The organism is Tianxiuia mixotrophica, from assembly GCF_050596425.1.
In the GTDB taxonomy this organism is placed as follows: Bacteria; Bacillota; Clostridia; order Peptostreptococcales; family Acidaminobacteraceae.
In genome coordinates this window covers 3,032,003-3,055,295 of record NZ_CP192292.1, presented here as the reverse complement: position 1 = coordinate 3,055,295, position 23,293 = coordinate 3,032,003, and the positions used below count along the sequence as shown (strand labels likewise).

Sequence of the window (23,293 nt, the reverse complement as noted above, 5' to 3'; positions counted from 1 at the left end):
GTTTCGTTTGGTTTCAAATTGTAACAAAAAATATTAAAATAATGTGACAATTCATATTAATGTGTTGCGCTATGATTGTAAAGAGTCGCTACAGAGGTAGGTCAGGCCCTCTAAAAATTTTCGTATATTGACCTTTCCGTGTATGGCTTTTTTATTTCTCAGACCATCCATTTCTGTGCGAACTTCTTTGAAGGCATATAGAACATGGGCATAGTCTTGAAAAATTGGATTGCTGTAGTCTTCCACCCCGATGGCGGCAAGATTTGTAAGGGCAACAGCCGCGGTGCGGCGAATACGCTGTTCGAATGATCGTGGATGGTCGCTAAACTGATTAAAGAACTTGCTTAGGGACATTTCATTAAGGGCATTGGGATGGTTCATCAACCAGCTCACAGATTTGATAATGTTGTCAGCTCCATTTTCACCTATGATACCTAGATCTTTGAGGGCGGTTACAATTTTTGTATCCGTTTCTGGATCATCTTCTATTCTGGGTGATACAGCTGTGTTCAATGTGTCATCAAGGGCGAACATGGATCGAATCTGGCTGAGTTTTCGCTCTGATTCAATGTTGGTCTTAACCTGGCTTGTGACGGAACGGACCTCGACAGCATTGATGGGCTTTTGAATAAAAAATTTCACACCAGCTTCATAGGCCTTGCTGATCATGTCTTTCGCCGACACTTGAGAAATCATTATCGTACTCACAGAACCATCGATACTTTGTATAAGGGAAATGCCATCAAGAGATGGAATGAATAGGTCAACAAGTGCAATGTCTGGTTTTAACTTATTGATTTCCGAAAGGGCTATTTTCCCATCTGTGGAGTGTCCGATGACTTGACCGAGGTCGCAATCGACTATTATTTGCTTTAGAATGAGTATGATGTTTGGATCGTCTTCGACAATGTAGTATTTCACTTTTGCACCTCGATTCGATTTTTAGGTATTTTAATGTCAAATAAAGTTAGTTTGTCAGGCTTAGACTGTACATCGATGCTTCCATCAAATAAATCCTCTATATATCTGTATACGATTGTCAACCCTAAACCCCGGTTGATATGTCCAGTCTGGTAATTGATTTTAGTGGAAAAGCCTGGTGTTTGAATCAGAGCAATATTTTCCGCTTCAATACCAGGACCATTATCGCTAATTTGGAAACGGTGGATGTCCCCCTCTGTCCAGTGGGATAGTTTTATGGTAACAGGATGATCACTGTTTTCAGCTGCGTCAAGGGCATTGGTTATAAGGTTTCTAAACACAGACATAATTTGAAAGTGTCTTTCTGTATGAAAATCCGCACCCCCTTGAATGTGAATATGAACGTTAACCTTTCGTCTGAGGGCCTCGGCCTTCATTTGCTCTTCCAGTATGGTGAGTATGCTCTGGAATGTCATGGACTGATTTTGATACTTGTTTTCCATGAGGTCATTCACACCGCGAATAACCAGCTCGTATTCTTTTTTTATCTCATGAACAGCCCCTGCAATATTGACGGCATCAGCAGACCATTTGTCTTCATTTCTTTTATCCCGTATGTCTTCAAAGTGTGTGTAGGCTCTTGTCATAACCTGTTCAATACGGTCCATGTTGGATTCCATCCAGAATATTTCTGTCCGTAAAAACGAGTTAAGCCAAAGAAGTCTTTTGTAACGGTCTTCATGCTCCTCTTTAAGGAGAAGAATTTTCTGGTAGCGCAGGACAATTAGAATGACAAGGATAATTGCCGCGCGGATCACAGCCACAAATAAAAGTGTGGTCAATATATCTTGATAAAAGAATTGTTTAAACCAAGTGACTCGAATGAGTATTTCTAAAAGATTCATTGTGTAGTCGCAGACCACGGAGAAGAGAAAGAAAAGCTCAAAGGAGTAAAGTTCGTGCTTTTGCACAGTGTTTTGCATGAAAATACCATAACCAACATAAAAGAAAATTTCAGGAATGTATCCAATAACAAGGGTTCCATCAAATCCATCAAAGAGCACTAGGACAAGAAGCCGCCAGACCAAGGTTGAAATGGCTGAGGCTATACCAATGGTCCTGCCTGATATATCCTTGTTGGAGTATATAAATATCCCGAGAGCTATAACACCGCAGCTGACTCGAAAGTTATCAATTAACAGGTCAAGATAAAGTTGTGAGAAAAAGGCAACCAACATGGCGCCTACCAGGATTCTTTCCCGTTTTGTCATATAATCCTCCTAAATGCTACTGAAATAAGTATAGCAGAAAGTCAAAATATTATAAAATTAAGAATACCGTCTATTTATAGGGTATTAAAGCGATTGTTCGAATTAGAAATTGGGTAAAAATTGATTAAGAATTGTAAAAGTACAGAAATTGGTGAAGCTTATGAGAATAAAGCAAAAATTACAACTTATTACGATTCCGATGATTCTTATACCTGTTATAATTACAGCGTATATCTTTGTCGTGAATACGTCGACCAGCACACGACTTCTTCATTCTGAAAATATGAAGAGAAATCTTGAAATTATTATGAATCAGCTAGAACAGGAGAATTCTGTTGTGGAAAGGCTGGGGTCTGACAACACACAGTTTTATAGGCAAAATGCCCAAAGCCATGCAAGAAGTTTTGTAATGGACTTGAAACTTGCGGATGGCACCATACAGATCTATGAGAAACTGAGTCGAAAAGTGGTGGGAAGCGATACGGTTTTCAATGCAGATTTCTATGAAGATCTTTATTCTAGTGTCGTAAGTGATAGTGGACTGTCGACCTATCCCGTTGAAACAACAAAGAGTGTTGAAAATGAAAACTATGCAGTGTATTACCAGTACTTTGAACCTTGGGACTGGTTGGTCATAATTTATATGAAAGAAGAAGTGATCTACAGGCCCATTAACAAATCCATTAACCAGATGCTTTTGATTGTTATAGCCCTCGTTCTTATAATCGGGACTTTGCTTTATTATATTACGTCAAAATTGACAAAACCTGTCGACATATTAATGGAAGGCGTGAAGACCATTAGTGAAGGTCATTACCTTAAAAAGGTTGAAGTTGATACAAACGACGAGTTCAAAGAACTTGCCAGTGCCTTTAATGATATGACAGATAAGATCCAAGATAGTTTTGACAGTATGAATCAAATGACTGATGAACTTAGGGTCATGAATATCGAACTTGAGAAGAGAGTTGAAGAGAGAACCCGCGAGCTAAAAGAGACCAATGAGGAATTAGAGTTATCAATTATTCAGCTTAGAGCTGCCCAAGATGATTTGGTGGAGTCAAGAAAAATTGCGGCACTTGGGGCCCTTGTTTCAGGAATATCTCATGAACTCAACACGCCCATTGGTGTTGGGATAACGACGGCTTCATATATAATTATGCAAATTGATGCCCTTCTTGATCTCTTTGTTAAAGGCAAACTTAAAAAAAGTGAGTTTGAAATAGAGCTACAAGACATAAAACGGTCTTCAAATCTCATTTTAGATAATCTTAATAATGCTTCGAGCATGGTCAATAGTTTTAAACTCCTTGCTGTGGATCAGACTCAAGAGGAAAAGAAAGAGTTTGAACTGACGCACAACCTGGAGGCCCTTATTCAAAATATGAATGTCTTGTTGCGTAAAGGCAATCATAGGGTGACTCTTGACTATGACAAACCAGTTGAAATGTATAGTTATCCTGGGGCCATAACGCAAGTGGTCACTCATTTTATAATGAATTCTATACAGCATGGCTTCAGCAAGAAAGAAGAAGGCGAAATAAAAATATACCTGCGTCACGAAGGAAAATATGTGACAATCGTGTACGAAGATGATGGTCAAGGCATGAATGAGGAAAATGTCCACAGGATATTCGAACCCTTCTATACCAGTCGACTGGGAGCTGGCACGAGTGGTTTGGGTCTGAATATTGTCTACAACCTGGTAACGGGTGTTTTAAAGGGAAAAATATCAGCAATGAGTCAAAGTGGTGAAGGCATGCGATTCACCTTAGTGTTGCCATCAATAGTAAAGGATGTTTCATATGACTAAAAAAATGATGATGATTATGTTCGTATTTGTGCTGGTGTTTTCAGGATGCACCCAGCCTGAAGTTAATGATGTGAAGATGGATGAACCAACGACACAAACCCTTGATAAGAAACCGAGTATTGTTGATGAACTGGATTTGACAGACAAAGAAGCCGCTTACCTAGAAGCCCTTCAAAATGGGGGTGTGTTAAAGATTGCTTCCCGCGAGATAGAGACTGTGCTTAATAGCTCTAATGGCGATTACAAAGGATTTAATTATAATACCATTAGAAAGTTTGCAGATGATGTGGGCGTTGATCTGGATGTGACAATTGTCGATAATATTGAAGTTTTTTTCTACAAGGATGGGGTTTTTGATGAAACTGTAAAAACGGATCCAAATGTGGTTTACAAGCCTGATCTTTTTGAGGAAGTCGATATCTACGTTGATACCCTCACTCAGATTCCTTGGCGAGAAAAACTTATGGATTTTATAGGCTTTACCCCAATTCGAGAATTGGTTATCCATCAACCTGATATTGATATAGAAAACATATATGACATGAATGACAAGACTGTAGCGGTCCAATCTGTTTCTTCTTACATGTCAACATTTACAGATATTGAACAGACCTATGGTATTCGTCTGAAGTATGTTTATGTGGATACAATTTTTGATGCCCTAACCGCAGTAGATGAAAAAAGGGCTGACTTTACAATTATGGACAGTAACAGGGCTTTTTTAGAGGCAAAAAAGCTAAGTAATATTGAGGTCGGTATTCCTGTGACAGATGTGAAATTTGTTGGCTGGGCCGTTTCAAAAGATACCCCTGAATTGACATCGATACTTACTAAGTATATGGATGTGCTTATTGATAGGGGCATTATCAATGATCTTTGGCTAACGGATTATGATATTAGTTTTTATGAGTATTATACGTTGATCTTAAAAGATGCAAGCATTATTGAGGCTATGAACCTAACCAGGGAAGAGCTGGCGTATATTGATGGTTTGAGAAAACGTGGCGCCGTGCGTATTGCACTTCAAAATAATGTGGTCGGTTACAATCCTGATGCTGAGGTTCAGACAGGATATAACTATTTGCTTGCTGAAGACTTTGCAAAGGTTATCGGTGTAGATTTAGAGATGGTCATTATCGACCAGTTTACAAGATTTTTTTGGAAGGATGGTGAAACACCTGAGCAAGTAAAGACAAATAGCGACTATTTCTATGTGCCTGATCTCTTTAATGAAGTGGATATTTATGCTGACAATCTGACACATCTTCCTTGGAGAAGCCAGATTCTAAATCAAATTGAAGGGGTGCCTGTCAGCACAGTTATCGTACAGAAAAAGGGGTCTCAAATAGAGAATATGAAAGATCTAGATGGTATGACGGTGGCTCTTAATAGAGACACATCCTATGAAGTTATCCTCAATAATATTATTAAAGAATATGGGATTAATGTGGGAATTTATGACGTGGTGAATGATGTCGGGGCCTTTGAGGCCGTTGTAGATGGACTTGCAGATGTAACAATCACTGACAGTGACCTAGCTTTCTTGATTTTAAGGGACTATCCTGACCTAGAAATTGTCCTGCAAGCCAGCCAAACTCAATTTTTAGGGTGGGCTGTAAAAAAAGACGACGATGTGCTTGCATCCATTTTGACCAAATACATGGAGGCTATGAAGGCCAACGGAAAGTTCGATCAGTACTGGGAGAAAACATATGGCGTGTCTTATCCTGAGTACATGCGCTTACTGACAGATTAGGAATACGTATGTAAAGTTCTCGAGTGAACAAAAGAAAGAGGGGCAAAACTTGGAGTTTGAGTTTGATTATTTTCCTGTCATTGAAACAGATAGGTTGATTATGCGAGAAATAAATTTAGAAGACCTAGGTGCCCTTTATAAGATATTTTCATCTGAGACCGTAATGAAATACTATGGTATGTTTCCGATTAACGAGCTAAAACAAGCGGAGAATCTAATCCTGTCATTTAGAGATGGTTTTGATGAAGAAAAATCTATAAGGTGGGGCATCACCCTCAAAGAGAGTCAAGTTTTTATAGGCACATGTGGTTTTCATAATATGCAAAAAAGGAACTATAGGGCTGAAATTGGCTATGAATTATCAGCCGACCATTGGAACAGAGGGTATATTACGGAGGCGATTGGCGCCATGCTAGAGTTTGGCTTTGGCATGATGGGTTTAAATCGAATTGAAGCCCTTGTCTATCCAGAAAATACAGCCTCTCACAAGGCTTTGGAAGGGTTAGGCTTTAAAGAGGAGGGACTCTTACGCGAGTATGCATATTTTAGAGAACGCTTCCAGGATCTTGTTATGCATTCACTCTTAAGAAATGAATATGTTGGTCTTTTGATAGATTGATAAAACTTAGATAAAATTTCTGTGTAAAAACATGCTGTAGAGTTAAACTATAGGTAATAAAGTGCGGTGTGATATGGTAGAATATAACTACAGAGGCTATGTTCAGGGGGTGGCAATATGATTTTTGAATTAAATCCGTCTCAATTTAAAAGCATTTCGCATTTATTAGATGGAGAACGAGTAAACTTAGAAGTGAAAGCCGTTGTGGAAGGGTACAATCCAGGCTGGGTATTTGTTGACAACGTAATGGAGCCACAAGCTGCAATGGTTTGGTCAAAAGGCATTAAAGGATTTTATTTCTTAGGAAAGACCGATAGTGAGAGTTTTAACAATTACTTAAACACATATATAAAATACATCATAGCACCAAGAGCTAGAAAAATGGAATTAAGCACGTTTGAGTTTAGCGGAACCAGTCAAGCTTGGGAAGACAAACTCATGGAGATTTTCTCTGAACGTGATCTAAGTATTACAAAACAATATGTATACAAACGGCCTGCCTCAATGGCGGATGGCGAGTTAAGTGTCCAGCTTGACAAGGCCTACGAAGTTCATACTGTTAACAAAGACTTGTTTGAAAGGACAGAATTAGACCTGAGTCTTGTTAAAGAAAGTGTCAATGACTGGTGGGGAAGCGCTCAAAAGTTCAGCGAGAATGGTATAGGGTATTGCATTGTTCATGAAAACACAGCTGTATGCTCTTGCACTGCCAGCTCTTATGACGGCAGTGAAGTCCAGTCTCATATTGTAACAAATGAAAGTTATAGAAAAAAGGGACTTGCAACTGCTGCAGTGGCTGAATTTGTAAAAACTGCAGAGAAAACAGATCTTGATTTATATTGGGACTGTATGGAGAAAAACGAAGGCTCAAGGGCCCTGGCGGAAAAAATGGGGTATGTGAAAGCCTACGAGTATAAATTGTTTGAGTTTTCAATTTAAAAGATCAATAAGTTAAAATTCCGGGATGTTGTGAGATGTGTCGTGTCACGTATATCCCGGTTTGTTTTCGTTGTCGGCATGCGTGGTGATTTAAGGATGGTCTTTATGGAGTTTTTAGGAAAATGGGTAAGGGTTATAATGGATCGGCCCCTGGGGTCAAAACACCCGGAGTATGAACTGATCTATCCGATCAATTATGGTTATATAGAAGGGACCATGGCTGGTGATGGTGAAGAAGTGGATGCATATGTTATTGGAGAGTTTCAGCCCCTTGAAAGTTTTGAAGGCTATGTTATTGCACAAATATCAAGGTCGGATGATGTTGAGTTTAAGCTTGTCGTTTCAAAAAACAAGGGAAGGTACAACAAAGACCAAGTTGAAGCCCTTGTTGAATTTCAAGAACGATTTTACAAAAGTCAGATACATATGCTAGAATAAGATGTCGTTAAAAAAAGTTTAATGATAAAGATTACTGGTTTTAAAGTAAGCGACTTGCAAAATATCATTCAAAGGTCAAAAAAATCTATATATGGTATGACGAGGATGTAAATCTGTAATTTTGCAAGCGCCTGAAAAGTACAAAGGAGTGATACGATGAGTCGTAAAAAGAAAAACCCCGTAAACGTGGGAACAATCAGTGGTAAAAGTCTTGTTGAAAAGTCAGCCAACAAACTGGGAAGGCATAATGACCTTGTGAAAAGTGGTACAGGGGTCCATGAAAGTAAGAAAACTTATAATCGTAAAGGAAAGAAGAATCAGCAGTTAAAACAGGCTCTTAAAAGGGGACAAGGTTTTGACTGCTCTTTTTTTTAGAAAGAAAACCTTGTTGGTCCGATTTGTTTGAGACTTCACTTGAGACAGTAAATTAAGATACGCCTTATGAACTGGCTAGGAAAATTGGAAAGTAGATTGCTGAGACTTTCCTGACGGGTTTATTGTTTGAATTGTGGGCTTAAACTGAACAAAAATATTGATGGTTTAAAAATCTGTAACGCGTTGAAAACACATGGATGTGTGGATTCGTTTTAAAAAAAGTGAAAAAAATGAAAACGTTTCTCGTATAATATAATGACCAATCGCGCAATATATGGTATCATACCCCTAGGAGGTGCATTATGTCTAAAAAAATGAATGCTTTAGTGAAAAAATATGCTAAGCCGGGTCTATGGCTTGAAGAAGTTGACATGCCTGTTGTCGGTGAGCAAGATGTACTTATAAAAATGAAGAAAACTGCAATTTGTGGTACAGATGTTCATATCTACAACTGGGATGAGTGGTCACAAGCTACAATTCCAGTACCAATGACAATTGGCCATGAGTTTGTTGGTGAAATTGTTGAAATCGGTCCTGGTGTTAAGGATTTCAAAGTCGGTGATCTTGTTTCTGGAGAGGGACACATTGTTTGCGGTCACTGCCGTAACTGTTTAGCGGGTAGAAGACACCTTTGCAAGAACACTATGGGTGTTGGCGTTAATAGAACAGGTATCTTTGCAGAATATGCTGCTATTCCAATGCAAAATGTATGGTTATGTGATCCAGCAATTTCTGAAGATGTCCTAAGTATCATGGATCCACTTGGAAATGCGGTTCATACAGCTCTTTCTTTTGATCTACTTGGTGAAGATGTCTTGATCACAGGTGCGGGTCCAATTGGTATCATGGCAGCAGCCATTGCCAAGCATGCGGGTGCACGTCACGTTGTTGTCACTGATGTGAATGATTACAGACTAGACCTTGCAAAGAAAATGGGCGCTGACCGTGTGGTTAACCCAATGAATGAGAAACTTTCTGAAGTTATGGCTGAGCTGAACATGAAAGAAGGTTTTGATGTCGGTCTAGAAATGTCAGGCAATGCCTCTGCATTCAGTGATATGATTGACAACATGTTCCACGGTGGCAAAATTGCTATGCTGGGTATCCAGGGGCCAGACACTCCAGTTGACTGGAATAAGGTTGTATTCAACGGACTGTTCATAAAGGGTATTTATGGTCGTGAAATGTTTGAAACATGGTACAAGATGACTTCAATGCTTCAATCAGGTCTTGATGTTTCACAAGTCATTACACATAAAATGCCATACACTGAGTTTGAAAAAGGTTTTGAAATCATGAAGAGTGGTCAATCAGGCAAGGTTATCCTTGAATGGTAAGAGATCAAAAACTTTAGCAACAATTTAAAATGAAATTCTAAGCACCATCCTTTGAGCAATTTGGGATGGTGCTTTTTCTATGGAACAGAAGTGTAACAAGGCATAATTTCTTTTATTACCAATAGATAATATTAAATGGCAGTCTTTGCTTTTAAAAAACGCCTTAGGAATACACAAACAGAAAAACAGGTTTTTGTACAGGGTTAACTGTGTCGCTTTGAGGTCAAATGATGTCGTTTGCGCTTAGAGCATAATATGGATGGTATTAATATTATGATATGGACACAGAAAAGGAGGTTCACAATGAGTGCTTCAAAATCCCGGTTACTAATCGTTGACGACACAGAGGAAAATTTAGATATTCTCGTCGAATCCTTAGCCGAAGAATACGATATTCATGTTGCAACCAATGCCACGAGGGCTCTTAAAATTATCGTATCAGAAAAACCTGACTTGGTCCTACTGGATATCATGATGCCAGATATGGATGGATATGAGTTATGTGAGATAGTCAAAAGCAATCCAAAAACCAATGATATTCCAATCATCTTTGTCACGGCGCTGTCTGAATCGACAGATGAAGCTCGAGGTCTTGAGCTTGGAGCAGTCGATTATATTGTGAAGCCTTTTAATATGGATCTTGTCAAAGCAAGAATTAGAAATCATCTAAGCCTTAAAAAACACAGCAACCAGCTTGAAAAGCTCGTGCAGGATAGGACTGCAGAACTTGAAATAACGCAAGATGTGACCATCAAGAGTATGGCTATTCTGGCAGAGTATAGGGACAACGAGACTGGAAAGCATATTCAAAGAACCCAGCAGTATACCTTGCTTCTAGCAGAGCAACTCAAGGCCTATGAACGGTTTAAGGATTATTTAACGGATGAGGCTGTCAACCTACTTGGAAAATCAACGCCACTTCACGATATTGGAAAAGTAGGGGTACAAGACGAAGTTCTTCTCAAGCCAGGTCTTTTTACTGAACAGGAATTTGATAAAATGAAACTTCATACAATATATGGTGGCGAGATCATAAAAAAGGCCCAACTGGAGCTTGGAGAAGAATCGTTTTTAAAAATGGCCTGGGAAATTACCATGACCCACCATGAAAAATGGGATGGAAGTGGCTACCCAAGAGGGCTTAGAGGTGAAGAAATCCCAATATCAGGTCGTATTGTTGCCTTGGCAGATGTTTACGATGCCCTCAGAAGTGAACGTGTATATAAGCCGGAAATTTCCCATGAACGATCAGTGGAAATCATTAAGGATGGAAAGAACAAACACTTTGACCCGGATGTGGTGGATGCCTTTATAGAATTGAATGATGCTTTTTATAGGATTTCTAGTGACTACGCAGACCATTTGCATGAAGACAAGAGACTGCAAATAAAGGCCTCAAGGTGATGTTGAAAATGGGGAAAAAGAGAAAAGTCTTAAAAGGGTTCGTTTTATTGTGCCTTATTTTCAGTTTACCCCTTGGCGTCTATGCTAGTGCCTTAAAAAAAGTTAATTTGACCCAAGAGGAAAAAGCATTTATTGATGCTCATAAAACCATACGTATAGGGTATGATCCCAACTTTATCCCCTATGAATTCCAAGACAACGATGGGGATTATAAGGGCATATGTGCAGATTATGTGGGTCTTTTAAATAAAAAGCTAGGCATCAATATGCAACCGGTGGAGGTTAAGACTTGGGAAGAGGTTATTCGTAAAGCAGAAAACAAAGAAATTGATGTTCTTCCTGGTATTGGTGTTACAGAATCAAGAAAGCCTTATTTTGTTTTTACAAGCCCTTATATACAATTTCAAAGGGCCATCTATACACGGAATGACTATAGTGGAAGCGTATCAGTTTCAGATCTTTTTGAACACTCTGTTGGTGTACAAAAGGATAGCTCTCATCATGGGTTTGTACAGAACTTAGGGATAGAAAACCTAAGACTTTATGACACGGCTGAAGAAGCCCTTTTAGCAGTGGCATCTGACAAAGTGGAAATTTGCATAGGGAACTTAACAACAACAAATTACATAGTTAAAAATATGGGAATAAGCAATGTACGAGTGGCCTCAACCATAGAAAATGAGAATGGGTTGGCTTTTGCTATTAGAGATGACTGGCCTATTCTGAAATCTATACTCGAAAAAGGTCTAAATGCAGTCACGGAGGCCGAAAAAATTGAAATTATAAATAAGTGGAGTGGTGTTGAGGTTAAGGCGGACCTCAAGCCAATTTACAGGATTATTTTTCAGATCACTGCCATTATACTTTTGGTTATAGCTGTGACACTGCACTGGATGAGACGTCTTAGACAGGAAAACAAGGCAAGATTAAGAACACAAGAAAATTTAAATGATGCCTTGAAACAACTGGAGAACTTATATAATGCATCCTTGGTCTTAAGCAGCACCCTCGCCCTTGAAGATGTGCTTGAGAACATAATATCTAAGTTAAAAGAAACAATTCCATTTGATTATGCGACCATACAAGTGAATCAGGAAGAGGTATATGAAATTATTTATACCTCTGGTTTTGATGCGGAAACGGACTTGATTGGGGACCATTTTGCCTTAAAGGATTTTCCTCTTTTGTCAGAAGCACTATTACAAAAGAAGCCTTATGTGATGTCAGAAAATAGCTTGAGAACAAACCCTTATGGACTGGATTTTACAAGTATCCAGTCACGCCTGCTTCTGCCTCTGGTCTTTGGAGATGAAGTTATTGGAATCTTAACGCTAGACCATAAAAGCAAACATCACTTTACAGAGGATATGGTCAAGTGGGGAACAGCGTATGCCATCCATGCGGCTATAGCCTTATATAATGGAGAACTATTTGAAACTGTAAAAAAAGCCAAAGAAGACGCCGAAGAAGCCACACGCGTTAAGGGTGAATTTCTTGCCAATATGAGCCATGAAATCAGAACACCATTAAATGCTATTATTGGACTAACAAACTTGGCATTAAAAACAGAACTGGACGAGAAACAAAGAGAGTACTTATCAAAAGTGGATATATCATCTAGAAACCTTCTTGAAATCATTAATGACATATTGGATTTTTCAAAAATGGAAGCAGGTATGCTTCAAATAGAATCATTGCCGTTTGACTTGAATGTCGTGATCATTGATTTATCTAATATAATGGCCTATCATGCCAAGCAAAAGGGGCTTGACTTTATAATTGATATTGATGAAAGTATTCCTCATGCTCTTATAGGAGATCCTTTAAGACTAGAGCAAGTTTTGCTAAACTTGACCAGCAATGCTGTAAAATTTACCGATGAAGGGCAGGTTACTGTAAGAATCACTAAAAAAGATGAAAAAAATAGTAAAGTTACCTTAGACTTTCAAGTTATTGATACTGGGATTGGACTGACCAAAGATCAAGAAAAGATTTTATTCAACTCATTTCAGCAGGCTGATGCTTCTACAACAAGACGCTTTGGTGGCACAGGTCTTGGTCTTGCTATCAGTCAAAATTTGATAGAACTTTTAGGTGGCCAGATCCAAGTAGAAAGTGAGTATGGTAAGGGGAGCGCCTTCTTCTTCTCCTTAGTATTTGAAAGGACTGATGAAGCTCAAATTTCTGAGCCTAGCCATGTTCAGGTTCAGTCAAACTTTTTACAGCGCAAGGATACTTATAGGGAAAAGAAGATTAAAGGTGCGAAGATACTCCTGGTTGAAGACAATGAAATCAATCAAGTTGTTACCAAAGATCTCCTTGAGAATGAAGGGCTAAATGTCATTTGTGCAAGCGATGGACTGGAAGCTGTGGATGTCACATCTGAAGATGATGGTATAGATTTAATACTTATGGATTTGCAAATGCCAAAAATGAATGGGTATGAAGCCACAAAATTGATTCGACAGTTTGCTGAACCCATGCGAGGTGTGCCTATAGTGGCAATGACAGCAGATGCCATGGAAGGCACAAGGGAAAAGGTTTTAAAGAGCGGATTTGATGGCTACGTGGCAAAACCTGTTGTTCCAAGCGAGTTGTTTGATGTTTTATCTAAGCATATTTCTGACGTGGAACGCGTTTATAATTCAAAAGATAATGTCAGCATTCAACCAGCTTTATCTGAACAAGTGTTTGATAATGCCATGCCATCCATTGATACCATGGATGGTCTTATGCGGGTAACGGGAAATAAAGAGTTGTATTTGCGACTTTTGATCGTATTCTATGAGAATAACAAAGACTTGAGTCAAACGATTAGAAGTCATATAAGTCAAGGCCATCTTGATGAGGCAAGTCAAATGCTACACAGTATAAAAGGTGTGGCAGGCAATCTGGGGGCAAAAATATTAAAAGACGCTACGAGAATCCTGGAGTATGCTGTAAAGGATGGGGGTATTCTATTAGATGATAGCCCCCTAATGGATTTTGATGAAGCTTTAGAAAATGTTTTGAAAGACATCGAACCAATGGCAGGATATGAGCGGGAAAAGTCGAACTATATACAGAGGGATCATGGACATAGTGGTGGTCTTAATGAGTTGTATGATCACATTGAAGCACTTATCCCAAGTGTTGTTGTGGGGGATGTGAAAATGTGCAAGGAGAAGATGCATTATCTTGAAAGTAAAAGTTGGCCAAACGATTATCAAGAAGATATTAATGGACTTGTTCGTGCAATAGCAAAGTATAAGTATGAAATGGCCGAAAGCATAGCAACAGATCTTATTGAAAAGTTATCATCGTAAAGGAGCGCTTATGTGGACAAGGGTTGAATTAAAAAACAAAGCAAGGGAAACGATGAGAAAAGGCTACTGGAAAATGTTCCTAGTGGGTCTGGTTCTATCGTTTATAACAAGCGGTGGCGGTGGTGGAGGTGGCCGTTCGGGCGGAGGCAATTTGGTCAATGTCAACACGGATCTATCCAGCGGAGGCACAGATGTGGTTTCTGAACTGCCTGCATTCTTACCATTTTTGATTACAGGCATTGTTGGTTTTGCTCTGATTGCTATTTTAGCGGGACTAGCACTGCGGATTATGCTCGGGTATCCTCTTGAAGTGGGCTGTCGTAAATTTTTCTTAGGAACAACAGATGAAAAGTTTGATCTAAACGATATGGGCTTTTCCTTCAAGTCAGAAAGATACTGGGACGTTGTTAGAACGATGCTTTACAGAGGTGTTATTGTTTTCTTATGGGGACTCCTGCTTATAATACCAGGTGTCATTAAAGCATATGCCTATAGAATGGTGCCTTTCATTTTAGCTGAGAATCCTGGCATAGGTCACACTCGGGCTCTGGAGCTGAGTAATGATATGACAAGTGGTCAAAAAATGGATATTTTCATATTGGACCTATCCTTCATTGGCTGGTATATACTTGGTGGGCTTTTATTTGGTATTGGTACATTATTCGTTCACCCATATTTTTATGGAACCCACGCAGAGCTCTATAGAACACTTAAAGATCAAGCTATAGCAGAAAATCTTTGCTCTCCTGAAGAGTTTGTTATAAGTGACATGATGGGCGAGTGATCCATGAACCATGTATATGCGGTGCTCGATGAAATACTTCGTGAACTTAAAAGCATCAATGGAAAAATGGATGAACTTGAAAAAGAGTGAATCAAAGTGGAGGGCATAAATGAAAACAGCCTTATAAATTGTGGATATTAAGGTTCACACTTCGATTAAATCAGAGCCCTCAGAGTTACGCGTTCATAAAGAATATTCCAATTCATTCTGGAGGTCAAATCTGGATAGTATTCTCAAGGTGAATGCTATAGATTTTTTATTAATTTGAGGTTTATCAAAAAAGAAAAATAGATAGAAGTATGATTATAATACTATTGGTGTCAACATTGTTGAAACCTGAGGACTGTGTAAACAGTCCTTTTTATTTTTCCCAATCTATATGTCATTAAAAGCACATACTTGGGTATATATGCCACTGAACCTTGGAGACTTACTTGAGTTATTGACTTGCTTGCTTTTTATTAGTAGCAGGGGATGTTAATTAAGAGTCATCATCAAGCTAAGTTGTCTAAAAAATAAGGAGGACAAAATGAGGAAAATAGTGGTAGCGCTTGGTGGAAATGCACTAGGGAAAACACCAAGAGAGCAAATTCAACTGGTCAAACACACGGCAAAACCCATTGTCGATTTAATAGAAGCAGGCAATGAAGTTATATTGGCTCATGGGAATGGTCCTCAGGTAGGTATGATTAATCTAGCTATGCAAACAGCTTCTGAATCTGAAGCCAATACACCGCATATGCCATTCCCCGAATGTGGGGCCATGAGTCAGGGGTATATAGGATTTCATTTGCAAAACGCCATTCGAGAAGAACTACTGGAAAGAGGTTTGACTTATCCTGTTAGCACAATTATCACCCAAGTTATTGTCGACAAGAATGATCCCGCATTTGAAAAACCGACAAAACCCATAGGCAGTTTCTACGACTTTGTTCAAGCGGAAGCTCTTATGGATGAAAAAGGTTGGCATATGGTTGAAGATGCAGGTCGGGGATATAGACGCGTTGTTGCCAGTCCCAAACCGATAGATGTGGTCGAAAAAGCCTCGATTCTCAAACTCATAGAGAAGAATCAAATCGTTATAGCAGCAGGAGGCGGTGGTATACCGGTTGTAAGAGATGGCAGTGCCTTGATCGGTGTGCCAGCAGTTATTGATAAGGATTTTGCCAGTGCTAAATTGGCAGAAATTGTTGGTGCAGACTACCTTATTATTCTTACTGCCGTTGAACGGGTAGCTATTGATTTTGGAAAGGTCACTGAAAAGTGGCTTGATCAACTGACACCTGATCTTGCTAAAAAATATATCAAGGAAGGACAGTTTGCCCCGGGATCAATGCTGCCAAAAGTTGAAGCGGCACTTGCCTTCGCCCAGTCAGGACCAGATAGAAAGGCCCTGATCACTTCGCTGGAAAAGGCTAGAGAGGGGATTGAAGGGACAACCGGAACCTTAATAGTGAATCAATAAAGAAAGGGCGCAAAATGATTGATCAAAGAAATAAACTACAAGAAGAACCTTTTGAGTATAATGTGACAAAGTCGGGAAAGGTTTTTATTTACTGGAACAATAAAGAGATAAAAGTGTTGAGTGGCAAGCTAGCAAGTAAGTTTCTTAGGAAAATTGAGAATAAATCTGACTTTGAAGTGCAGTTGGAACTGGCCAAGGTTACTGGTCACTTTAAACATGGCAATGAAAGACAGTGAAGGAGTAGGACATGTCCTATGATTATATTCGACCAAATGGAAAATTAATAAAGTGGTTGTTAGAAGGCGACCCAGCCATCGTGTATCAAGTGAATCGAGATTTGCTTGATACTGGTATAAACTTAAATGTTCTTCAACAAAATATTGCTCTTGAAGGCTGGGGGAAGAAACTTTTAGACGCTCAAGGGAAGGATGGTCTGTGGGGCAGAGGCTACTATTCTCCAAAGTGGGTTTCTACGCACTACACGATCTTACAGATGATGAGAATTGGTTTTCCGAGTGATCATATGGCTCCCAAAGTGGCCCTCATGAAGTATTTAAATGAAAAATTTTCTTCAGATATGGGCATTGATGTGAGTGCCACATCAAAAAAATCAGATGTTTGTGTGACTGCGATGGTCTTGTCTATGCTATGCTATTTCAAAATTGTTGATGATAGGATGTCAGACATGCTGACCTACTTTGAAAAGACCAGACTATATGATGGGGGATGGAACTGTAACCACGCCGGAGGCGACTTTCATAGCTCTGTCCATACCACACTTAGTGTCCTTGATGCCCTTGAAAGAGCCAGAAGGTTTGGCATTAAATCAAATGTTGATGTGGATGATCTGATTAACTCAGGGATGACTTTTATGTTAAACCATAAGCTGTATCAGTCCCATAGAACAGGTCAACCAATGCAGAAACAGTTTACACGATTTAGTTTTCCGCCTAGGTGGTTTTTTGATGTTATGAAGGCAATGGACCAATTTCAAATGCATGACGTTCCTCAAAATGAAAACTTTGATGACGCCCTAAAACTCATATGTAAAAAGCAAAGAAAAAGTGGGAAATGGACGGTTCAAAATAAACATGCAGGAAGAGAGCACTTTGAGATGGAAAAATCCGGACAAGAGAGTCGTTGGAACACCCTTCGAGCACTAAGAATATTAAAGAAATATGGTGAGGTGTAAAATGTCACAGATTATACTCTATATAGCACAAAGTATTGATGGTTACATTGCTGCAAGTGATGGAAGTGTTGATTTTTTGAACTGTGTTGAAACACCAGGAGAAGACTATGGTTACTTTAGTTTTTATAAATCCATAGATGCGGTTATCATGGGTGCCAATACATATGAACAAGTTAAAGGATTTGGAGAGTTTCCATATCCTGATAAACCATGTTACGTATTCACAAACCGGTCATATGAAGCCCATGACAAGGTGGAGTTTGTCAGTGGAAATCCGCTTGAATGGTTCAAGATCGAAACAAAAAACAATCCCATGCGATTTTGGTTGGTGGGGGGTTCTAGTATAATAAAAGCCTTTCAGGATGAGGAACTTATTGATGAGTTTATTATATCCGTGGTTCCTGTCATGTTGGGAGCAGGTATCCCACTTTTTCAATCCCACAAGTCCCCCTATAATTTGAAGCTGAAAAATGTGGAAGACTATCCATCTGGTCTTGTTCAACTAACTTATGTTAAAGCAGGGAAGTGACAGAGCGGATAAAAAAGTATTAAAATTAGAATGGATTTTGAATATAAAAAAAGACTCACCTCTAATTGGTGAGTCTTTCATATTATATTGATTTACTGACTGATTTTTTTATTAGCACGCATACGATCAGTCGCATTAAGAATTTTCTTTCTTAGGCGAATCGAATCTGGTGTGATTTCAACGAGCTCATCATGCTCAATGAACTCAAGTGCTTCTTCGAGAGTGAATTCTCTTGGTTGAATAAGCTTAAGAGCATCATCTGAACCAGATGCACGAACGTTAGTAAGTTTTTTATTCTTACAAGGGTTAACAACCATGTCATCGCGACGGCTGTTCATACCTATAATCATACCTTCATAAACATCAACAGAAGGGCCAACAAACATCTGTGCACGTTCGCTTAGATTAAAGAGTGAGTAAGCCATAGTTGTTCCTGCCATTTGAGAAACAAGCACACCGTTGTTACGGCCTTCGATTTCACCCTTGTACTGTTGGTATTCATGGAATGAACGTACAAGTGTACCCTCTCCGCGTGTATCATTAATGAACTCACTTCTATACCCTAAAAGTCCGCGAGTTGGAACATGGAATGTCAGTTTTGTGTAACCATTTTCAGGTTCCATAGACACCATAGCACCTTTACGCAGGTTTAGTTTTGAAATAACTGTGCCGCTGAATTCATCTGGCATTGTTGCGATAACTGTTTCAATAGGCTCGTGTGTCTTACCTTCAACCTGGCGGTAGAGTACCTCTGGTTTTGATACAGCCATTTCATAGCCTTCACGACGCATGTTTTCAAGAAGGACAGAAAGGTGCAGTTCACCACGTCCAGAAACCTTGAAACCATCTTTGCCAGGCAGTTCTTCAACTCTAAGGCCTACGTTGACTTCCAGTTCTCTTTCCAGTCTAGCATTAAGGTGGCGAGATGTTAGGTACTTACCACTTTTACCGCAGAATGGAGAATCGTTAACTAAGAAGTTCATAGAAAGTGTTGGTTCTTCAATATCGATCATAGGTAGTGGATCGACCTTATCTAAATCACAGATTGTTTCACCAATCATGATGTCAGTGATACCAGAAAGCACAACGATTTCGCCGCTACCAGCTTCATCGACATCGACACGTTTTAGGCCTTCGTTAATAAAGATTTGACCAATTTTTCCACGTGCCACAGAACCGTCACGGCGGGCAATGGAAACTGTCTGACCTTTTTTAACGCGACCGCGAGTCACACGACCGATGCCTAGACGACCAATATATTCGTCATAATCTAGGGAAGAAACTTGAATTTGAAGTGATTCTTCATCTTTATTAGGATAAACCTCAACATGTTCCTTTAATAGGTCAAATAGAGGTGTTAGGTCAGTGCTTTCATCTGCCATATCACGCTTAGCAATACCTTCTTTGGCAATGCCGTAAAGGATAGGGAAATCAAGCTGTTCATCTGTTGCATTGAGGTCAGCAAACAGGTCAAAAGTCATATCTACAACTTCTTCAGCACGCTGATCTTTCTTATCGATTTTGTTGATCATAAGAATTGGTCTTAGGCCTTGCTCCAGAGCTTTTTGAAGCACAAAACGTGTTTGAGGCATCGGACCTTCACTTGAATCAACAAGAAGTATTGTACAGTCAACTGTTTTAATAATACGCTCAACTTCAGAAGAGAAATCGGCGTGACCTGGTGTGTCAACAATGTTGATTTTTAGGCCATCGTGCGAAATCGCACAATTTTTTGCATATATAGTGATTCCGCGTTCTCTTTCAAGATCGTTGCTATCCATAACACAGTCAACAACGGCCTCGTTTTCTCTAAAAACACCACTTTGTGAAAGCAGTGCATCAACTAGAGTAGACTTGCCAGCGTCAACGTGGGCAATAACTGCTATATTCATTATATCTCTATGCGAGTTTGTATTTGACATATTGTCCTTCCTTTCTCTGTGGGAACTCCTAAACAAAGTGTAAAGGAATTTCAACTCAACCTACTTATCATACATGGCTTTACATAACAAAGCAATCTAAAAATTAAAAAGACTTTGTAAAATTTTTATTTACCTTATATTTACCTTATAAAGATGCTATCAAATAAGGTGGCTTTTAAAACGGTTACAAGACGATTTCTAAATTTTCCTTTTAAGATTTATTGTATAGAGAAATTAACGATTAAACGACTCTACAGAAGTCTAGCAAGGAGCTTGTATATTCTATTTTATAATTTGCTGACAGTGGCATTACAGTTGTTTGCATATTTTCGAGGTATTCAAAGTGGAATAAATGGGTCAAAGGCTGTGAAAAATGTTTCTGATTTGCCAAAAGGGTGGTAAAATGGTGTGAGGTATATGAATCAATTTTATAGAATCTGAAATGGAGATAATTATGCCATCATTGCCATTACATATTGTATTTGCGTTAGAGTTAACAAAAAAATATAAAGGTTTAAGATTATATCCCCTCTTGGTCGGTGCTGTTTTGCCGGACTGTCTGCATCCAGGTGATACGAAAAGCTTTAGAAATGCGCATTGTTTAAGCGGGAGCTCATTCCAGTCAGATAAGATTATTCAGAAGTTCGGTGATGTTGTACGCCATCCTGAGGACTGGGCTCTTATGGTGGGGTGGCATTCCCATGTCTGGCTTGACGATTACGACAGGAAAAGAGGCCTAAAAATACTGGGCAAGAAGAAAATTAACCAAAGTGAAGAGAGTCGAATGCACTTTTACGATAACATTTGTGATTACTCAATGCAGAGTATTTTGAAGGCATCAGATGATATGGTCCGTGTGCCAACACCTATGGTGGCTGTTTTGGAGCAAATGATGAATATTCATTTTAAAGAGCCCCAAAATCAGCTGAGAACTGTGGTAAATTATATTGAAAGAAGATCAGAGCGTGAGCCCGATAAGAGGCGTAAACTTGTTCGTGATGAAGTCTTTGACAAGTATATAGAAGGGGCTTTGGAAGATTATCCATATGAGAGTTTAGGCCTTACTTTAATAGAAGGTTTAATAGAAGCTCAGGTGGATATTACAACAAGAGAGAAAGTCAAGCGGAAAAATGAAAGGACTTCAGCCCCAAAAAGTCCAGTGGCAGAACTTGATCCAGAGCATGAAGAATATGATCAGCTTAACAAGGAACTTGATGATATATTAAAAACTTAGATTGTTTCATAATACATCGCTTGATGGGCCAAAGACTCAGGTACACAAGCGATTTCTATTAACACTTGATGGTGTCATTAAGTTCATGTATATATGGAGGTTAGAATATGTGGTATGAAATTAAGGTGAAAACGACTTCTGAAGCATCAGAGGCAGTGAGCAACATGTTGTATGAAATTGGTGCTGAAGGTGTACTCATAGAAGATCCCAATGATCCAGTTTACACAGAGAGTAAAGCGTCGGATTGGGATTATATTGACATTGAAGAAGTGAAGCGGCATTTAGAGTATGATGGTGCAGTCGTTAAGTGCTACTTTGATGGTGAAGATGTAAAAAGAGTTGAACTTGACGAGAAGATTGAGAGTCTCAAAGGCAGACTGGCTCAAATTGAAAGCTTTGGACTTGAGGGTGGCCCTTTAACAGTTGAATTAACTGAACTAGAGAACACAGACTGGAACAGTGAATGGAAGAAACACTATAAGCCGTTTGAAGTTGGAAATAAACTGGTCATTAAACCGAGCTGGGAAGATTACACAGCTGACAGCGATAGACTTATCATAGAAATCGATCCAGGCGGGGCATTTGGCTCTGGCACACATGAAACCACAAGCATGTGTATGGAAATGTTGGAGGAAAACGTCACACCGGATGTGGATGTTTTTGATATTGGTTGTGGCAGTGGCATATTAGGCATAGCTGCAGCAAAACTAGGTGCAAAGTCAGTCGTGGCTGTTGATCTTGATGAGGCGGCCGTTATGACAACCAAAGAGAATGCCGTAAGAAATGCAGTGGATTCAAGCTTTGAAGTGCATCATGGAAATTTAATGGATGTTGTAGAAGGCAAGGCTGATATAGTTATCGCAAATATTATTGCAGATATTATTATACTTCTATCAAAAGATGTCCGTTCATTCATGAAAGCAAATGGGTTGTTCATATCAAGTGGGATTATTGATACCAAAGTGGATGATGTTGTTAATGGACTGGAGTCTGCTGGATTTGAAATTGTCGAAGTAAGACGACGTGGTGAGTGGGCCGCTATTTTAGCGAGGTAATTATGCATAGATTTTTTATTTCAAAAACCAATTTAAATGAAGAGTTACAGACGGCAAGAATCATTGATAAGGATGATATTAAACATGCGTCAAAGGCGCTTCGTATTGAGATCGATGAAAAAGTTGAGCTTTGTGATGATTCAGGTATAGAGCACATATGCCAAGTGTCTGAAATTGAATCTGAGTATATAGAATGTCGTATTTTAAGCTCGGAGAAGAATAAAAGGGAATCGCCAATTGAAATAACTTTGTTTCAAGGTTTTCCTAAATCTGACAAACTGGAGCTTATCATTCAAAAAACGACAGAATTAGGTGTGGTCAACGTTGTGCCTGTTCAAATGAAACGATCTGTCGCCAAATGGAAAAATGATAAATCTGCGTCTAAAAAGATTATGCGCTGGAATAAGATTGGATTTGAGGCTGCCAAGCAGTCAAAACGTGGTCGTATTCCTGTTGTGAAAGAACCCTTGACTGTTAATGAACTTTGCAGTGAACTAGAGCATTTTGATTTGGTCATTTTACCTTATGAAAATGAGTCTGCTAAAGGGATTGATGAAGTAATATCAGGGTTGGACTCAGTCAAATCGGTGGCGGTTATAATTGGACCAGAGGGGGGATTTGCTGAAGAAGAAGTGGCGTGTCTTTCTGAAAATGGTGCCAATAGCGTGAAAATTGGTCCACGTATACTGCGTACAGAAACAGCGGGTGTTGTGAGTGTTGCACTGGTTCAGTATGCCCTGGGCGACCTAGGAAACGTTTAAACTCAATGAAGAAACCTAGAACATTCTAGGAAATAATGGCTCTCATAGTTTACTGTGGGGGCTGTTTTTATTATACTTAATTGTGTGCATGAAATATGTGACAAAGCCAATAGATTTGAACGCTTTCATGTCTATTGGCTTATTTACATTGAGGAAAGCGACGAAATACTTTT

At 39.2% G+C, this 23,293-nt stretch carries 20 protein-coding genes; 17 read left to right on the top strand and 3 right to left on the bottom strand.

Features of this window, described 5'->3' with window-relative positions; genetic code table 11:
• Positions 1-69: 69 nt before the first annotated feature.
• Positions 70-921 carry a DNA-binding domain-containing protein gene (locus tag ACQ4KW_RS13410; protein WP_430882991.1) on the bottom strand — a complete coding sequence of 284 codons (852 nt, stop codon included), beginning with the start codon at positions 919-921 and terminating at the stop codon, positions 70-72.
• Positions 918-2,192 carry a sensor histidine kinase gene (locus ACQ4KW_RS13405; RefSeq protein WP_430882990.1) on the bottom strand — a complete coding sequence of 425 codons (1,275 nt, stop codon included), beginning with the start codon at positions 2,190-2,192 and terminating at the stop codon, positions 918-920. The genes ACQ4KW_RS13410 and ACQ4KW_RS13405 overlap by 4 nt, the downstream gene beginning before the upstream one ends.
• A 160-nt stretch (positions 2,193-2,352) precedes the next feature.
• Here ACQ4KW_RS13405 and ACQ4KW_RS13400 point away from each other — a divergent pair, with 160 nt between their 5' ends.
• The 14 genes from ACQ4KW_RS13400 to ACQ4KW_RS13335 all read left to right on the top strand — a co-directional run bounded on the left by ACQ4KW_RS13400 (position 2,353) and on the right by ACQ4KW_RS13335 (position 18,148).
• Positions 2,353-4,005, top strand: coding sequence for a HAMP domain-containing sensor histidine kinase (locus ACQ4KW_RS13400; RefSeq protein WP_430882989.1), 1,653 nt, complete (start codon positions 2,353-2,355; stop codon positions 4,003-4,005).
• The gene (locus ACQ4KW_RS13395; protein ID WP_430882988.1) at positions 3,998-5,761 is read left to right on the top strand and encodes an ABC transporter substrate-binding protein; all 1,764 of its coding nucleotides are present in this window, start codon (positions 3,998-4,000) and stop codon (positions 5,759-5,761) included. The genes ACQ4KW_RS13400 and ACQ4KW_RS13395 overlap by 8 nt, the downstream gene beginning before the upstream one ends.
• A gap of 49 nt (positions 5,762-5,810) precedes the next feature.
• A complete protein-coding gene (locus tag ACQ4KW_RS13390) occupies positions 5,811-6,380 on the top strand; it encodes a GNAT family N-acetyltransferase (RefSeq protein ID WP_430882987.1) in 570 nt (189 codons plus the stop codon).
• 117 nt (positions 6,381-6,497) lie between these two features.
• The gene (locus ACQ4KW_RS13385; RefSeq protein WP_430882986.1) at positions 6,498-7,319 is read left to right on the top strand and encodes a GNAT family N-acetyltransferase; all 822 of its coding nucleotides are present in this window, start codon (positions 6,498-6,500) and stop codon (positions 7,317-7,319) included.
• A 42-nt stretch (positions 7,320-7,361) separates the two neighbouring features.
• On the top strand, positions 7,362-7,757 hold the full coding sequence (locus ACQ4KW_RS13380; protein ID WP_430882985.1) for an inorganic diphosphatase: 396 nt from the start codon (positions 7,362-7,364) through the stop codon (positions 7,755-7,757).
• A 156-nt stretch (positions 7,758-7,913) separates the two neighbouring features.
• On the top strand, positions 7,914-8,132 hold the full coding sequence (locus tag ACQ4KW_RS13375) for a hypothetical protein (protein ID WP_430882984.1): 219 nt from the start codon (positions 7,914-7,916) through the stop codon (positions 8,130-8,132).
• 302 nt (positions 8,133-8,434) lie between these two features.
• Positions 8,435-9,469, top strand: a complete 1,035-nt coding sequence (tdh, locus tag ACQ4KW_RS13370; protein WP_430882983.1) for an L-threonine 3-dehydrogenase — start codon at positions 8,435-8,437, stop codon at positions 9,467-9,469.
• Positions 9,470-9,772: 303 nt separating this feature from the next.
• Complete coding sequence (locus ACQ4KW_RS13365) at positions 9,773-10,873, top strand: response regulator (RefSeq protein WP_430882982.1); 1,101 nt, start codon at positions 9,773-9,775, stop codon at positions 10,871-10,873.
• Between the two features lie 8 nt (positions 10,874-10,881).
• The gene (locus ACQ4KW_RS13360) at positions 10,882-14,178 is read left to right on the top strand and encodes an ATP-binding protein (protein ID WP_430882981.1); all 3,297 of its coding nucleotides are present in this window, start codon (positions 10,882-10,884) and stop codon (positions 14,176-14,178) included.
• Between the two features lie 10 nt (positions 14,179-14,188).
• Positions 14,189-14,962 (top strand): DUF975 family protein, encoded by a 774-nt coding sequence (locus ACQ4KW_RS13355; protein ID WP_430882980.1) that lies wholly within the window; start codon positions 14,189-14,191, stop codon positions 14,960-14,962.
• A 529-nt stretch (positions 14,963-15,491) separates the two neighbouring features.
• Positions 15,492-16,427, top strand: coding sequence for a carbamate kinase (gene arcC / locus ACQ4KW_RS13350; protein WP_430882979.1), 936 nt, complete (start codon positions 15,492-15,494; stop codon positions 16,425-16,427).
• Positions 16,428-16,441: 14 nt separating this feature from the next.
• On the top strand, positions 16,442-16,663 hold the full coding sequence (locus tag ACQ4KW_RS13345) for a hypothetical protein (RefSeq protein ID WP_430882978.1): 222 nt from the start codon (positions 16,442-16,444) through the stop codon (positions 16,661-16,663).
• Positions 16,664-16,674: 11 nt separating this feature from the next.
• Positions 16,675-17,619 (top strand): hypothetical protein, encoded by a 945-nt coding sequence (locus ACQ4KW_RS13340; RefSeq protein ID WP_430882977.1) that lies wholly within the window; start codon positions 16,675-16,677, stop codon positions 17,617-17,619.
• Between the two features lies 1 nt (position 17,620).
• Positions 17,621-18,148: a dihydrofolate reductase family protein gene (locus tag ACQ4KW_RS13335; RefSeq protein WP_430882976.1), complete on the top strand. Its 528-nt coding sequence runs from the start codon at positions 17,621-17,623 to the stop codon at positions 18,146-18,148.
• A gap of 92 nt (positions 18,149-18,240) precedes the next feature.
• Here the strand turns inward: ACQ4KW_RS13335 and typA are convergent, their stop codons facing one another.
• Positions 18,241-20,040: a translational GTPase TypA gene (gene typA / locus ACQ4KW_RS13330; protein WP_430882975.1), complete on the bottom strand. Its 1,800-nt coding sequence runs from the start codon at positions 20,038-20,040 to the stop codon at positions 18,241-18,243.
• Between the two features lie 484 nt (positions 20,041-20,524).
• Between typA and ACQ4KW_RS13325 the strand changes: the two genes are divergently transcribed.
• From ACQ4KW_RS13325 to ACQ4KW_RS13315, 3 genes are all read left to right on the top strand, one after another.
• Complete coding sequence (locus ACQ4KW_RS13325; RefSeq protein WP_430882974.1) at positions 20,525-21,304, top strand: hypothetical protein; 780 nt, start codon at positions 20,525-20,527, stop codon at positions 21,302-21,304.
• Between the two features lie 107 nt (positions 21,305-21,411).
• Positions 21,412-22,359, top strand: coding sequence for a 50S ribosomal protein L11 methyltransferase (gene prmA, locus ACQ4KW_RS13320; protein WP_430882973.1), 948 nt, complete (start codon positions 21,412-21,414; stop codon positions 22,357-22,359).
• A gap of 2 nt (positions 22,360-22,361) precedes the next feature.
• Complete coding sequence (locus tag ACQ4KW_RS13315) at positions 22,362-23,120, top strand: 16S rRNA (uracil(1498)-N(3))-methyltransferase (RefSeq protein ID WP_430882972.1); 759 nt, start codon at positions 22,362-22,364, stop codon at positions 23,118-23,120.
• Positions 23,121-23,293: the final 173 nt, after the last annotated feature.

What these genes read in the sequence shown, in the direction of transcription:
- ACQ4KW_RS13340 (WP_430882977.1), top strand. Translation starts at nt 16,675, where the DNA reads ATGTCCTATGATTATATTCGACCAAATGGAAAATTAATAAAGTGGTTG.
- ACQ4KW_RS13365 (WP_430882982.1), top strand. Translation starts at nt 9,773, where the DNA reads ATGAGTGCTTCAAAATCCCGGTTACTAATCGTTGACGACACAGAGGAA.
- ACQ4KW_RS13360 (WP_430882981.1), top strand. Translation starts at nt 10,882, where the DNA reads ATGGGGAAAAAGAGAAAAGTCTTAAAAGGGTTCGTTTTATTGTGCCTT.
- prmA (WP_430882973.1), top strand. Translation starts at nt 21,412, where the DNA reads ATGTGGTATGAAATTAAGGTGAAAACGACTTCTGAAGCATCAGAGGCA.
- ACQ4KW_RS13335 (WP_430882976.1), top strand. Translation starts at nt 17,621, where the DNA reads ATGTCACAGATTATACTCTATATAGCACAAAGTATTGATGGTTACATT.
- ACQ4KW_RS13405 (WP_430882990.1), bottom strand. Translation starts at nt 2,192, where the DNA reads ATGACAAAACGGGAAAGAATCCTGGTAGGCGCCATGTTGGTTGCCTTT.
- arcC (WP_430882979.1), top strand. Translation starts at nt 15,492, where the DNA reads ATGAGGAAAATAGTGGTAGCGCTTGGTGGAAATGCACTAGGGAAAACA.
- tdh (WP_430882983.1), top strand. Translation starts at nt 8,435, where the DNA reads ATGTCTAAAAAAATGAATGCTTTAGTGAAAAAATATGCTAAGCCGGGT.
- ACQ4KW_RS13385 (WP_430882986.1), top strand. Translation starts at nt 6,498, where the DNA reads ATGATTTTTGAATTAAATCCGTCTCAATTTAAAAGCATTTCGCATTTA.
- ACQ4KW_RS13325 (WP_430882974.1), top strand. Translation starts at nt 20,525, where the DNA reads ATGCCATCATTGCCATTACATATTGTATTTGCGTTAGAGTTAACAAAA.
- ACQ4KW_RS13395 (WP_430882988.1), top strand. Translation starts at nt 3,998, where the DNA reads ATGACTAAAAAAATGATGATGATTATGTTCGTATTTGTGCTGGTGTTT.
- ACQ4KW_RS13355 (WP_430882980.1), top strand. Translation starts at nt 14,189, where the DNA reads ATGTGGACAAGGGTTGAATTAAAAAACAAAGCAAGGGAAACGATGAGA.
- ACQ4KW_RS13375 (WP_430882984.1), top strand. Translation starts at nt 7,914, where the DNA reads ATGAGTCGTAAAAAGAAAAACCCCGTAAACGTGGGAACAATCAGTGGT.
- typA (WP_430882975.1), bottom strand. Translation starts at nt 20,040, where the DNA reads ATGAATATAGCAGTTATTGCCCACGTTGACGCTGGCAAGTCTACTCTA.
- ACQ4KW_RS13400 (WP_430882989.1), top strand. Translation starts at nt 2,353, where the DNA reads ATGAGAATAAAGCAAAAATTACAACTTATTACGATTCCGATGATTCTT.
- ACQ4KW_RS13315 (WP_430882972.1), top strand. Translation starts at nt 22,362, where the DNA reads ATGCATAGATTTTTTATTTCAAAAACCAATTTAAATGAAGAGTTACAG.
- ACQ4KW_RS13345 (WP_430882978.1), top strand. Translation starts at nt 16,442, where the DNA reads ATGATTGATCAAAGAAATAAACTACAAGAAGAACCTTTTGAGTATAAT.